This window comes from Moraxella boevrei DSM 14165 (assembly GCF_000379845.1).
Classification (GTDB): domain Bacteria; phylum Pseudomonadota; class Gammaproteobacteria; order Pseudomonadales; family Moraxellaceae; genus Faucicola; species Faucicola boevrei.
Genome location: NZ_KB903772.1, coordinates 50,524 through 64,729, shown reverse-complemented (window position 1 = coordinate 64,729; position 14,206 = coordinate 50,524). Strand labels below are relative to the sequence as shown.

General features: G+C 38.4%; 13 protein-coding genes and 1 pseudogene. 3 read left to right on the top strand and 11 right to left on the bottom strand.

Translation table 11 applies throughout. The features are described from left to right. Nucleotides 1-27: 27 nt before the first annotated feature. Nucleotides 28-1,143 (bottom strand): prephenate dehydratase, encoded by a 1,116-nt coding sequence (gene pheA, locus A3G3_RS0102410; RefSeq protein WP_019518954.1) that lies wholly within the window; start codon nt 1,141-1,143, stop codon nt 28-30. A 286-nt stretch (nt 1,144-1,429) separates the two neighbouring features. Here pheA and tal point away from each other — a divergent pair, with 286 nt between their 5' ends. Both tal and A3G3_RS0102395 read left to right on the top strand, forming a co-directional pair. Then, nucleotides 1,430-2,365, top strand: a complete 936-nt coding sequence (gene tal, locus A3G3_RS0102400) for a transaldolase (protein WP_019518953.1) — start codon at nt 1,430-1,432, stop codon at nt 2,363-2,365. A 38-nt stretch (nt 2,366-2,403) separates the two neighbouring features. After that, nucleotides 2,404-3,054: a GDSL-type esterase/lipase family protein gene (locus A3G3_RS0102395; RefSeq protein ID WP_019518952.1), complete on the top strand. Its 651-nt coding sequence runs from the start codon at nt 2,404-2,406 to the stop codon at nt 3,052-3,054. Here A3G3_RS0102395 and A3G3_RS0102390 read toward each other — a convergent pair. The 10 genes from A3G3_RS0102390 to A3G3_RS0102335 all read right to left on the bottom strand — a co-directional run bounded on the left by A3G3_RS0102390 (nt 3,051) and on the right by A3G3_RS0102335 (nt 13,484). Then, entirely contained in the window at nt 3,051-4,907 is a 1,857-nt protein-coding gene (locus A3G3_RS0102390; protein ID WP_019518951.1) for a sensor histidine kinase, read from the bottom strand. The genes A3G3_RS0102395 and A3G3_RS0102390 overlap by 4 nt on opposite strands. A gap of 56 nt (nt 4,908-4,963) precedes the next feature. Next, nucleotides 4,964-6,373, bottom strand: a complete 1,410-nt coding sequence (gene der / locus A3G3_RS0102385) for a ribosome biogenesis GTPase Der (RefSeq protein ID WP_019518950.1) — start codon at nt 6,371-6,373, stop codon at nt 4,964-4,966. A 294-nt stretch (nt 6,374-6,667) separates the two neighbouring features. Then, complete coding sequence (locus tag A3G3_RS13000) at nt 6,668-7,003, bottom strand: hypothetical protein (RefSeq protein ID WP_019518948.1); 336 nt, start codon at nt 7,001-7,003, stop codon at nt 6,668-6,670. A 170-nt stretch (nt 7,004-7,173) separates the two neighbouring features. Beyond that, nucleotides 7,174-7,365 (bottom strand): hypothetical protein, encoded by a 192-nt coding sequence (locus A3G3_RS14440; protein WP_156802075.1) that lies wholly within the window; start codon nt 7,363-7,365, stop codon nt 7,174-7,176. A gap of 54 nt (nt 7,366-7,419) precedes the next feature. Beyond that, entirely contained in the window at nt 7,420-8,676 is a 1,257-nt protein-coding gene (bamB, locus tag A3G3_RS0102365) for an outer membrane protein assembly factor BamB (protein ID WP_019518946.1), read from the bottom strand. A gap of 63 nt (nt 8,677-8,739) precedes the next feature. Further along, nucleotides 8,740-9,567: a YfgM family protein gene (locus A3G3_RS0102360; RefSeq protein WP_019518945.1), complete on the bottom strand. Its 828-nt coding sequence runs from the start codon at nt 9,565-9,567 to the stop codon at nt 8,740-8,742. A 49-nt stretch (nt 9,568-9,616) separates the two neighbouring features. Beyond that, nucleotides 9,617-10,975 (bottom strand): histidine--tRNA ligase, encoded by a 1,359-nt coding sequence (gene hisS / locus A3G3_RS0102355; RefSeq protein WP_019518944.1) that lies wholly within the window; start codon nt 10,973-10,975, stop codon nt 9,617-9,619. Nucleotides 10,976-11,137: 162 nt separating this feature from the next. After that, nucleotides 11,138-11,602 (bottom strand): hypothetical protein, encoded by a 465-nt coding sequence (locus tag A3G3_RS0102350; RefSeq protein WP_019518943.1) that lies wholly within the window; start codon nt 11,600-11,602, stop codon nt 11,138-11,140. A gap of 331 nt (nt 11,603-11,933) precedes the next feature. After that, entirely contained in the window at nt 11,934-12,746 is an 813-nt protein-coding gene (locus A3G3_RS0102340) for a substrate-binding periplasmic protein (RefSeq protein ID WP_019518942.1), read from the bottom strand. Nucleotides 12,747-12,818: 72 nt separating this feature from the next. Then, nucleotides 12,819-13,484: a YceI family protein gene (locus A3G3_RS0102335; RefSeq protein ID WP_019518941.1), complete on the bottom strand. Its 666-nt coding sequence runs from the start codon at nt 13,482-13,484 to the stop codon at nt 12,819-12,821. 133 nt (nt 13,485-13,617) lie between these two features. Here A3G3_RS0102335 and A3G3_RS12995 point away from each other — a divergent pair. Then, nucleotides 13,618-14,196, top strand: a pseudogene (locus tag A3G3_RS12995) (IS1 family transposase). Nucleotides 14,197-14,206: the final 10 nt, after the last annotated feature.

Here is a 14,206-nt window from a genome sequence, read left to right as displayed (position 1 = left end):
TTTTTTATCTTACATCTCACTTTAATATCACAAAACCGCCTTAGGATATGACCCCAAAATGCGTAAGTCTTTGACATTGGGGCGAATTTCATCCATTGCTTTTTGCAAATTGTCATCATCAATATGCCCTGCCATATCAATAAAAAACACATACGCCCATTTGTTGGGTCGCTCGGGGCGTGTCTCAATGCTCGTCATAGAGACATTGTGTTTGGCAAGCGGTTGTAAAATATCAATCAATGCCCCTGCACGGTCTGGGCTAGATACCAAAATTGAGGTTTTGTCTTGACCGCTTGGGGCAACGCTTTCACGCCCAATAATCAAAAAGCGTGTGGTATTACTTGGGTTGTCTTCAATGTTTTCATTGAGTTTGTGTAAATCGTATTCGGCGGCTGCCACATCGCCTGCAATGGCGGCACTATGCCATTCGCTTTTGATGCGTCTTGCTGCTTCGCCGTTACTGGATACTGCCACACGCTCTACATTGGGATAATGTGTGTCTAGCCATTGACGGCATTGGGCTAGGGCTTGCTGGTGGGCGTAAATTTTGGAGATTGCCCCCACTTTGGTGTGTTTATCCACCAAAAATTGATGATGAATGGGTAATTCCACTTCGCCAATGATTTTTAAATCAGAAGACAAAAAGCCGTCTAGGGTGTGATTGACCACGCCTTCTGATGAATTTTCCACAGGCACAACGCCATACATCGCAGAACCTGCTTCCACTTCACGAAACACATCGCCAATGGTGGCAAGTGGCACGGTAGTGCTTGCCTTGCCAAAGTGTTTTAGGGCGGCGGCGTGGGTAAAAGTGCCAGCAGGTCCAAGATAGGCGACCTTTTGGGGGGCTTCTAAATCAAGGCAGGCTGACATAATCTCACGAAACAGGCGTGCCATTTTGTCAGACGGCATCGCACCGCCTTCGTTTCTTGCCATTACCGCCTTTAATACCTGTGCTTCTCGCTCTGGGCGATAAAAAATCGGATTATCTTCTTGATTTTTTTTGATATTTGCCACTTCTACTGCATAGCCTGCACGTTCATTGATAAGCTGTTGAATATGTTCATCAACGCTGTCAATTTTTTGGCGAAGTGCCAATAATTGTTCTTTATCAAGGCTGATTTCTATATTTTCCTGTGTCATTTTGCACCACGCTTTTTAAAAAAAGTTAAAAGATTAAAATTAAATTGTAAAATGCGGTTATCTTAGCATACTTTGGCAAAAATCGCTAAACACAATGCACCAATTTGCAAAAAAATTTAGCAGTTTTTATCAAACTTTTTTTTATCAATTTTATTGGACATTTGCTTAAAATTTTTAATAATTTTTTTTAGAATAACAACAAGCTAACAACGCACTAACAAAAATAAACTAGTAACATTTGATAAAATATGGTAACTTTTGATTTTTAAAATTAAATGGAAAACTTATGGCAAACACCTTAAACCAGCTCCGCATGATGACTACCGTTGTCGCTGATACAGGCGATTTGACGGCAATTGAACGCCTACGCCCCGTGGATGCAACGACCAACCCAAGCCTGATTACCAAAGCCTGTAATGACCCAAATTTACAGTCTGTTTTAACTGAAACATTAACAAAACACAACAATGATATTGATAAAGTGATTGACGACTTAACGGTGTATATCGGCAAAGAAATCCTACAACGCATTGACGGACGTGTCTCTACCGAAGTAGATGCTCGTCTGTCGTTTGACACCGAACAAACCGTTGCCAAAGCTTTAGAATTTATCCAAATGTATGAACAAATGGGCATTGACAAGGAACGTGTGCTGATAAAAATCGCAGGAACGTGGCAAGGTATCCAAGCTGCCAAAATCCTCGAAGCACAAGGTATTCATTGTAATGTGACGTTGATTTTTGGGTTGCACCAAGCGATTGCCTGTGCCGATGCCAATGTGACGTTGATTTCGCCATTTGTTGGGCGAATTTTGGATTATCAAAAACGTACTGAAAACCGTGAAATCATTCCAGTGACTGAAGATAAAGGTGTATTATCAGTAAAAACAATTTATAGTTATTTTAAACAACATGGCTACCAGACCCAGATCATGGGAGCAAGTTTTCGCACAGTGGATGAGATTTTGGCATTGGCAGGCTGTGATTTGCTGACGATTTCGCCTGATTTAATGGATAAATTGCGTGAAATGGACACAAAAATCGAACGCCAACTGTTCCCTGATATGAGTTTTGATACCATTGAAAAACAACAATTTCATGAACAAAGTTTTGCAAATGCCCTTGAGCAAGACAGCATGACGACTGAATTGTTAGAGGCAGGGATTGACGGTTTTGTTAAAGCTCGTGAAGAATTGGCGAATAAATTACAAAACTTAATTTAACAATCCGTTAAAATTATCTGTTAAAGACTTATTAAAAGATGCAAAACAAAATCAATCGCCGACAATTTGTATGTTACGGCATGGCGTTCATGACTTTACCGCTTATTACTGGCTGTAACAATAAACCGACAGAGGCAAAAATCGCTCGTGGTAGCAAAGTGATCGCACTTGGCGACTCGCTGACTTATGGCTATGGGGCGGAAAAACACCAAGCCTACCCCACCATTTTGGCAAAAAAAACAGGTTGGCAAATTCGCAATGCAGGGATTAATGGTGACACGTCAGCAGGTGTCTTGGCACGTTTAGATGAAATTATTCAACAAAAGCCGAGTTTAGTCTTATTAGGGATTGGTGGCAATGATGTGTTACGGCGTGTCAATCCGTCCGAGACAACCGAGAATATCACAAAAATCGTGCAACAACTAAAAAACCAAAATATCAACGTCATCTTAATTGCAGAACCACATTTAAGCACCAGTGCTTTGTTTGGTAAAGCCAGCGACAACCCAATCTATCAAAAAATTGCCGATAGCGAACAGGTGATTTTGTTTGCTAAAGGCGATGGGGGCTGGTCAGAAATTTTATCCAATGAAAAGTTAAAATCCGACCAAATCCACGCCAATGCGGCGGGTTATGCCAAATTTGCTGATAATTTATACCAGTTTTTGCAAAAACAAGGCTTAATTTAAGCCAAATATTGAATTAAGCGATTAATATAATCATCTAAAGCCATATTCTCTAAGCTTGCATCTTCTAAATAGTCTACACCCACAGCTTTTAAGCTTTCTGCATATACCGCTTGCAGGTGTTTTGGCAAATAATAATAGGTAATCAGCGTGCGAAAATCGGTCTGTTTCTCTCGCAAAGTGGTCACCAAACGCATGACTTCTTCTTTAGGTATTTTATACATAATGATTAGCATATCTACTGAATTATTCGTTAAATAATCTAGCAATAACCGACTATCATGAAACCCTTGGATTTTTGCCCCTGCATTGATTAATCGCTGAGCTTGCGAAAAAATACGGTCGTCTTTATACCATACTGCAAAACTTTTGTCTTTTAATAGGTCTTGCTCTTTTTGGCTATGCCAGTCTTTTAATAGTAAATGCAGCGTGAATTTTGAGCCTTGCTGTGGGGTACTGGTAACTTCTATATCACCATTTAACAAATGCACCAATTTTTTTACCAAAAACAGACCAACCGTGGTATTTTTTAGGATACGTGATATATTTGGGTTGACTTGGAAAAATGGCTTAAAAATATTAGCAAAATTTTGTTTATCAATCCCAATTCCTGTATCTTCCACCGAAATTGTCCAACGGATACTTTTTTCCAAATGCTGTAGTTGTGATATCACAGTTACTGAGCCATGTTCCGTAAATTTCAACGCATTTTCAACCAATGATGATAAGATTGTGTCAATTTTTTGGGTATCGCCTTCTAATACGTAGTCGGCATGATAGAGTTTTAAACCCAAATTAAGCTGTTTTTCTCGAGCAATTATTTGAAATTTCTCCACAATATTAGTCAATAAATGATGTGGATTAAATTGATGCAACTCAACAACAGTTTGCCCTTTTTCAATACGATTTAGCTGAATAAGTTGGTTAAGTTTTGAATTTAAATCATCCACGCCTGTCTCAATGATATCCACTGCACCTTGTTGTTCGCTACTAATATATTGATTTTTTAGTAGTTTTATTCCTGCATCAATGCGATTAAGTGATAATTTAAACTCATGGGTTAGATCACTTTGAAAGGTAGAATATTGTTCAATGTGTTTAAAACTTTCATCTTTTAGCAAACCAATTTCACTGTTTAGCTGAACCAATTGATGCGTTTGGGTTTTTTGTTTATCCAACAGGTGATATAACGCTTTTTCATACAGCCAAACTGCTTGCTTGTCGTTGGGTTGCTCATAGTCTTTTTGTTCAATCACTTGATCATCTAGCACTTTTTGGCTTAATTTTTCCAACATTGACAAGCGTTCGGTTACTTTTTTTAGTAAGGTCAACATGATGAGCAATGTCAACATCGATGCAACTGCCATCGTGATAAACATCGGTAAATTACGCTTAAACCATTGATGGCGAATGGTGTTTAAATTTAAAGTGGTGTTGACATAACCAACGAGTTGATTGACTGTGGTTTCGTTGGTGTTCGGCGATGCGTGTGGTAATTGGAGCGTTACCGCTTGGCTTAAGCCATAATATTTGCCAAAAAACATGGTTAGCACATCCAGCTTTTTGTTGTTCATCTGCTCTTGATGACTAGTGGCAGGGAAAAAATTGATGCTTTCAATCTGCGGATTGCTATCGGATAAATATTTGACTTGGGTGGCGATCAAATCTTTGTTTTGACTAGTCGCCGTTTGGGTTAACAAATGGTTAATATCATGTACCCGCGACACTTGTTCTTGGATAGTACTGTGAATATCACTAACTAAATACACGACAAAACACAGGCACAATGCCAAAAAAAACGGCATGATGACAAAACGCCTTGACAAATATTGGTAATTTAGCGATTTAATATCCATAAGTTTACCTAAATTTTTTTTATTTTACAAAAACAGTTTTAACGCTCATATTTGTATTAACGCTTTTTATCACGTTTTTTAAACTTTTGCACTTGACGGCGTTTTCGCTCTTTTTGTGCGTCCGTCATGCTGTTTTTACGCTCGGCATACGGATTGGCATTTTGTTTAAATTCCACTTTAATGGGCGTGCCTTCTAATTTAAACACTTTGCGAAATTCATTTTCTAGATAGCGTTTGTAACTGTTTGGTACTTGACTGGTTTGGTTACCGTGAATGACGATAATTGGCGGATTATGTCCACCCATATGAGCAAAACGCAACTTGATACGGCGACCACCGACCATTGGTGGTTGGTGAGCGGTAACCGCATCTTGTAGGATTTGGGTCAAGCGACTGGTTGGCATATTAAACATTGCTGACGCATAGGCTTTGTGAATGGACGGATATAGATTGCCCACACCTGTACCGTGCAATGCTGAAATCAGGTGCATTTTGACATAAGGGATAAAATTAAAACGTCTATCCATTTCAATTTTCATCCAGTTTTTTTTGTCTTGGTCAAGGTTATCCCATTTGTTAATGGCAATCACCATGGCACGCCCTGCATCGATAGCATAACCCAAAATATGCAAATCTTGGTCGGTAATGCCTTCTTGGGCATCAATCACCAATACCACCACATTGGCATCTTTAATGGCTTGTAAGGTCTTGATAACACTAAATTTTTCTACTTTTTCATCAATGCGACCACGACGACGTACCCCTGCGGTATCAATCAACACATAGTTCTGTCCTTCTCGCTCAAAGGGTATGTAAATACTGTCTCGGGTCGTGCCAGGCATATCAAACACCACCACACGCTCTTCACCAAGCAAACGGTTAACCAAGGTAGATTTGCCAACGTTGGGACGACCGATAATCGCTAATTTTAAGCCGTCAGGAGATTTTTCTTCTTCAGCAGAGCTTGGCATATTGGTGGTCAGACTTTCTAGTAAGTTGGTAATACCACGCCCATGGCTGGCAGTCGTCGGAAAAGGTTCACCAAAGCCCAAGGCAAAAAACTCATTAATAGCGGCTTCATGCACGCCGTCAATTTTATTGGCAACCAAAAAGACAGGCTTGCCAAGCGTGTGTAATTGTTTGGCAATCGTTTCATCTGAGCCGACAATCCCTGCTCGTGCATCCACCACAAACACGATAATATCCGCTTCATGAATAGCGGTGTAGGATTGGGTCGCCATGTAGTCATCAATATTGCCCGAGCCATCATCATCTTCACCGATACCACCTGTGTCCACGACAATAAAGGACTTTTCTTCAAACGTGGCATCCCCATATTGGCGGTCTCGTGTCAAGCCTGCAAGGTCAGCGACTAAGGCTTGACGACTTTTGGTAAGTTGGTTAAAAATCGTTGATTTACCAACGTTTGGGCGACCTATTAAGGCAACAACAGGTTTTAGGCTCATTTTTTAATACTCTTTTTTAAATGTTTGGATTTTCAAATCGGTTTATCAAATAAATTCACTTTGGCAATTTCTCGTTTGGTAATTGCATAATTCTAACCCTTTTGCATACTGATTGCGAGTTGATAAAAACTGCTCAAAATCAAATTTATCGTTATTTTCATACAAACCATTAAATCGCTCGTGAATGTGTGGGGATAATGGCATTATTTTTTTGGTTTATTATCAAAAGTCTGATTTAATAATTGCACCATACTGAACGCAAGTTGTGCTTACTGTGTTAGTATTTGTACAGTATTATCTGGAATCGCTATTAACATAACTTTTATCCTTTAAAAAACTTTCAAATACCAACGTTTTGAGTTCACAACGAATATTTTGTTTTGCCAATTTTTCATACCTTTGATAAAAATGGTCACTATAAAAAATGCGTTTTTTTAATAAAAATTGACTTAACATTTTTGCCCGCCCTATTTTATAAAGTAAAGGGTGGATATGGGCATATTCTTTTTGAATATTGTGGCAATAACTTTGATAAATTGTGTCTTCTTTTGCCAATATTGACAAATCCAAATCCAAAAAATACACCAAATCATCATCTGGTAGCAATAACTGATGATGCTCTATTGCCAAAATAAAACCATGACTTTTTTTGCCAAATCGTCAGGCAATCGTGAATAAAACCGCTAGTAAAAATAGTCTGCACTTAACTGTTCATTGCTCTGCGATGTTTTAGGCACATGATAAATACAATCATGATAAAAAATGGCAAATAATACTGCCGATTTATCGGTAATCTGTGTTTAAATCGCCAAAAACTGGTTTAACAGTGCTTCAATATGCGATAAATTATGGTAAAACCGATGTGTCTGTTGATAAAGGCAACAAAGCTCTTGCCAATATTGCTCAATGAGTTTTTCATCAATGGCAAAACATGACAACAACTGTTGATACTGTGTTTTTAGCCCATTCATTTTGATAGAATTAACGACCATCCTCAATGTTTTGATTGGGAAAGTAAGTTGATAAACTTCCCCAATCTTTTATTATCAATGCACTTGCCAAACGCTAAAACCACCGTTGGCAGTTTGAGCGATTAAGCGTGGATTTTGGGCAATATTTTGCAAAGTTAATTGATTAACATCAACTTTTGTTTGTTTTCGGTCAACGATTTTACCTGTTGTTTTGTCAAAAACGTGCAAATAACCGAGTTTATCACCAACAATCACGCTGTTCGGCGTAGCGACAGGGTTACTTAGTCCACGGAATTTTAAGCTATCGGATTGCCAATTTTCGTTGCCTGTTAATTTATCCAATGCCAACACTTGACCGTCTAGGGTGGTAACGTATAGTTGGCTGTTGTCTACTGCCAACGATTTTAAACTGGCAATCTCTTTGACAAAAGCAATCTGACGGCTCGCCATATCAATAGCCAATAATTGTCCGCTATAAGTCACCGAGTACAACATATTATCCACAAAAATCGGCGTGGCATCCACATCCACCAAACGGTCAATTTCACTTGCCCCCACGCTCGTACCGACACGGCGAGACCACAATGGCGAACCGTTTTCCAAATTCAAACCATGAATACGACCGTCCGCCGTACTAATTAACACGGTTTTGCTGTCTAACAAAATCGGTGTGGCACTGCCACGCACGCTTAGGCTTGGATTTTGTGTGCCAAATTGCCAGACTACGTCGCCCGTTTGTAACGACAAACCTTGCACTGCACCGTTATTTGCCAACACCACTACCCGATTTCCGCTGATTAATGCAGGGGCAAGCACGTTGCTCGTAATTTGGCGTTGCCATAAAGTTTTGCCATTACTGCGGTCAAGGGCAATCAGATTGGCATTGTTATCGGCAACAATCACGACATTGGCTGTCGCAAGGCGATTGTCAATCGCTACACCAGAATGCAGCCCTTGCTCAAACTCTACTTGCCACACGCCACGCCCATTCATATCAACGGCGGTTACCCTGCCATCAGGATTGGCGGTTATGTAACCTTGGGCATCGCTTACGGTTTGAAATACGGTTGTGCCTTGGCTTAACGTTTGTTTTTTATTAAAACTAGCTTTTCTGTTAGATTTTTCAGCATGGTTAAAGAGTGGAGTTAGGCTATTTTGGGTTTGCTTTAATGCCACAAGTTCGGTCGGTGAGTGAATGCTTTCAGATTTTTTGAAGCGTTGACAAGCGGTGGTGTTAAGTGCCAATACCGCAAACATCGCCACACCAAGCACTTTCACAGCGATTGGCGGAAGGTTGTTTTTAGCAGGGTTTTGTAAAAAAGGTGTCATCATAATATTTCAACTTTTATTTAACTTTCGTTTAATTTTTATTCAAAACAATATTTATAAATAAAATTAATTGGTCGCAGATGCGGTCACCGTAGCCACGCTTGCGGTACTTGCCGTTGGGGTAGCAACCGCTTGAGCAGTATTTGGCGTTGCAACCACACCATTATCCAAATCAGGCTGTTTTGGGGTTAAGCCCAAATTTTCCATTTTTAAGCGTAAAAAGGCACGGTCTTGGTTTAACTCATTGCTTTCATTACGTTTTTCAATAGCTTGCCATGCTTTTTGGTAAAAATCAATCGCTGATTTTTTGTCATTTTTTGCCATTGCCACATCGCCTAACAGCTCATTTTTACTGGCATCAAATGCAGGTGGTAACACGGCTTGCAAGGCTTTTTGAGCATCGTCTGCTTGTTGATTACCGAGCAAGGCTTGAGCATAGCGTAATGTGGCAATCGCCTTTAAGCCTTCATCATCAATTTTGAGCGTGGTCGCCTGTTGCAAGGTGGTAGTCGCCCCTTTGATATCGCCTGAGTCAGTTTGCTGTTTTGCCTTTAACATCAAGGCTTGCCAAGTATAAACCGATTCGCCATGCTGAGCGATAAACGCATCCAAATCCTTGCCAAAGTTGGCTTGTGCGGTGGCAAGTTCGGCTTTGGCTTTATCATCGGTGGCAATACCAAGGTTCGTCACCGCTTGCTGACTGGCTTGAATTTTAGCAAAATCAGTTGATGCCACTTCATCAATGCGACCGCCATGGTTCTGCCAATAATTCCAACCAAAATACCCACCCAATGCCAACACAATCGCTAACACAATGTAGCCACCATATTGGCTTAGGGCTTGCATGGACTGATGTTCATCGTTTGGCAGTTTTGGGGTTACATCTTTTACCATTTATTTTACCTTAAAAATATTATTTATTTTTATAAATAATTAATAAAAATTATTCATCGTCTTCAAGCGTTTCATCTGCCAACATGCCAAATAAACCTTGCAATGCGTCATCGTCAATAAAAAACGTGTCATCGTTAAAATCGGTGCTAAATTGTTCGCCTGTCGCCATATTTTTAACGGTGATTTTTTGGGTTTTGATTTCTTCTTCACCGATAATCACGGTAAACTCTGCCCCTGATTTATCCGCTTTTTTCATTTGCGATTTTAGACTTGTGGCACTTGCCATTTTCACCCGCACATAGGGATTGCTTTGGCGTAAAAAGTTGGCGTAAACAATACCGTCAAGATAAATTTCTGGCTGTGCCACCACAAATACGTCACAAGTTGACTCAGGCTCAAACGGGCTAACCGCTTGCACGAGCAACAACAACCGCTCCAATCCCATGGCAAAACCAACGGCAGGCTGACTTGACACAGGTTTTTCATCTTTTTTGCCAATAGCCGCAATTTGTCCAATCAAGCCATCATAACGACCGCCACCGCATACGGTTGCTTGCGAACCTAATTTATCAGTCGTCCATTCAAACACGGTTTTATTATAATAATCCAAACCACGCACCAGTTTTTCATTAATGACAAAGTCAATGCCAACGGCGGTTAAGTAGCTTTTTACCTTGGCAAAATGAGCTAAACTAGCTTCACCCAAAAAGTCCATGAGTTTAGGGGCGTTTTGCAAAATCGCTTGGGTTTTGCTCTCTTTACTGTCCAAAATGCGTAATGGATTGGTCGTCAAACGTCTTTGGCTGTCTTCATCAAGGTCATCTTTGTGAGCGGTCAAATACTCAATCAAAGCGGTGCGAAAGGCAAGGCGTTCATTAGACTCGCCAAGCGTGTTTAACTCAAGCTGGACATGGTCAAGAATACCCAAACTCTGCCACATTTGATAAGTCATGATGATGAGTTCGGCATCGGCGTCAGGCAACTCACTGCCAAAACTCTCAACACCCAACTGATGAAACTGACGATAACGCCCTTTTTGCGGTTTTTCGTAGCGGAACATCGGACCCATGTACCACAGTTTTGGCGTATCGCCACGAAGCAGATTATGCTCAATCACCGCACGCACCGCTCCTGCTGTACCTTCTGGACGTAATGTAAGTGGGGTCGGTGGCTCGCCCTTATCGGCGAACGAATACATTTCTTTTTCAACAATATCAGTATTATCACCAATAGCACGGCTAAATAACTGAGTTTCTTCGACAATCGGTAAGCGGATTTGCTCAAAGCCGAATTGGTCAAGCACGCCGATAAGCTCACTTTCAAGCGTTCGCCATTCGCCACTTGGACGAGTATCGCCTGTGGCGACGTGTAAAATATCGTTAAACCCTTTGATTGCTTTAATTGTCATATTTCTTACCATTATACGTTAGTTAATTTTTGATGAAACAATCTATTTGCTAGATTTTTTATCTTATCAATTATACAATATTTTAAATGAAAGATTGTCATTCATATTGATTAATATTTTTATACTAAAAAAATAATCAAACTAAATACTTACCTTTGTTTTTTAACTTAGATGACATTCTGCAATATGCTTATCAACCAAATCAGCAAAAGTTATTTGCAAAACCAAATTGGGCTGATTACTTGCTAAAAACTCATCATCATTTATACGAAAAATATTGTAACTGCTATCAAGAAATTTCTCTTGCGATATCATATTATAACTATGAAATAGTTTGTCTAATAAACCACTTTTCAATATCTGTTTTGCCAAAATTTTTACATCATTATCTAAGGGCTTTAAATTAAAATCAGTTAATTGTGCACCAAATTCACCAACCAACTCAAGCATTGTTGGGTCAGATAATACTTGATTAAGCTGACTCAACTCATGTTGATTAAATACACTTTGCAAATAATTTTCCGCAATGATATTCATTTGTTTGTTGGCTTTTAATGCACAATGTTCATATGGCTCAATTGATGTGTTGGGGTTATTTTCATAAGTCTTTTGAAGTGCATTGTACAAATAAACTTTACTTAATGTTTGAGCAGAAACAGAAAACTAATTGGTATTTTGTATTTTTGGTAAACTTTGACAAGCCACCAAAGTTAGTAGCGAAATGGCAATGACGGCAAATTTTTCAATCATTAAGTTCCAACCCTTAAAATCTCATTGGCTCTTTTTTTCAATTATTTAAAATATTCACCTACCATCTTTTAATTGTACTTATATATTTTTAAAAATCCACAAAAATAAAAGATGGTTGGGCAAAGTCTACTATAAAAACTAGGCTTTATGCAAGGCAAGTATATATCAATTTAAATATAGATTGAATTGAATCAATTGCCTTATTTGCTTAGAACCACTTTTTATAAATGCTTTGGTAAGTTCCGTCAGCTTTCATTTCTGCCAAAGACTTATTCATATCTTCCAACAATTGTTTATTATCTTTTTGTAATAAAAAGCCATAACTTTCTTGCGGATACTGATAGTCTATTGAAAAATAAAGTGGTTGTTCTTTAGTAGAATACTTTTCAAAAAAGTAAGGAATAACTGATGAATTGCCTATTGCTGAAACCGAATCACCTGATAATACATTTTTTACAGCTAACCAGTCACTATTAACATAGTGAATATTCTGTTTTTCTTCCGCTTTTTCGGTATTCACCACATTATAAAAAGTATCCATTGGACTGTTTTTAATGGCCACACTTTTGCCTTTTAATTGCTCTATGGTTTTTAAACTCACATCTTTGCTTAAAATCGTAACAGGATAAGCTTCCAAATAAGAATTGGTCATTGCATATTTTGAAGCTCTCTCTTCGTTAATGCTAATGTTTCCCCCTACGATTTGTACCGTGCCATTTTGAACATCATCAAATAATTGTTTTCTAGGTTTATATTCATAAGTAAACTTATGATTCGTACGTGTAGCAACCTCTTGTAAAATATCATATTCAAACCCTTGCATCATTCCTTTTTCATCTAAATAATTTAATGGAGCGTTACCTGTTGCTGATGCGATAAAGCCAACTTTAATTTCTGCCAACGCTTTAGTATCATTTGGTGTTGGTGTTGTTTGTATGTCATTAGCAAATTGTGGTTCTTGTTTATCTGCAGAACAAGATGCCATTAATGCACAAAAAGGAATATAAAATAATTTTTTCATAACGCCTCAAACTTAATTTATCAAAAAAACAATAACAAAAAACCTAGTTTTTTAATTTAACTTAACTATATTTTATAAAGGTCTTGAAAATTCACCTTGAAAAGTTACAGGAACAATAGGGTTGATACCTGATAACATCATTACTTCTTGCAAACGTTTCAACCCGTTCAACATATCAAATTGTTCCAAATTTAATTCAATTGGTTGTTTTGTTTCCACCAAAATTATATGTGGACTGGTGCGAGTAATTGTTAATTCACTGACAAATTCTGCCTGTTGTCCATGCATTTCTAATTTAATCGGTTGGGTTAAATTTAAAGGCGTATTTAATTGCAAATTATTAATTTTGGTTGCATCAAGTTCGGCAGAAATCACCGCTGTGGTAAATTTATCCACTTCAAATAACCATTCTGTTAGGCGTTGGTCTCTAATCGCAATGTCTGTGTTAACACTAGCCAAATCAATTTTCATGGTCAAATACCCCTGTTTATCTAAAACAGCGGAATAATCCGAAAAATTCCCCATTTCTTGAATATTGTTGCCATTCTTATCCGTTTTTGTGCTAGTAAAGACTATATCGGCTTTTTTAAGCACCCATTCTACAGTGTCGGTGGGAACATTGGCAGTCTCAACTTGTGTAGCCGTTTCAGTGTTTTTTGGTTGTTCTTCCCTAGGTTCTGAGGCAGGGGTACAACCAAATAGAAGAGTAGATATTAAAAGTACCAAAGTTTTATTCATGCCATAACTCCAAAAGTAAATACAAAAAACAGTTTTTCAGTTAAAATTAATAAATTATTAAGTATTGTTCAAAACCTATACCTAATCTATAATACCCATTATACCACAACAACCAGAGGTTAAACAATCCACCATGTTACCCCTAGACCATTGCCCAAAATGCCAATCTAACCACATTGTCAAAGCAGGGTTTGCCTATGGTAAACAAAGACATAGATGTAAAGACTGCAAATATCACTTTACGGTACTTTATAAAAGCACCCAAAAAGATGAAAGCATTAGAAAACTCGCCATTGACATGTATTTTGAAGGCTTGGGTTTTAGTGCTATTGGTCGTGTGCTAGGCATCGGGCATAGTACGGTGTATTATTGGGTAAAAGAACTAGGCATCAAACATTAAGGCATTTACAATGACAATTTAGACCAAAGTAATGAGCCGATTGACATTGTGGAGCTTGATGAAATTGTGGAGCTTGATGAAATTCACAGTTATAGTAAGTTTAAAAAAAATACTGTTGGACTTGGATTGCCATTAACCGACAAACCAAAGATATTCTAGGCTTTGTTTGTGGTAAACGAGAATGGTAGAATTCGCCACTATCTTGCAAGGTTTAAACGCAAAGGCAAATGTTATACTAAATGCCATAAGATGATAGAGAATTCATTAAATCTACTCTTTGCTAAGTGGAATGGTAGATTGAGTTATATATAGTTGATGAACA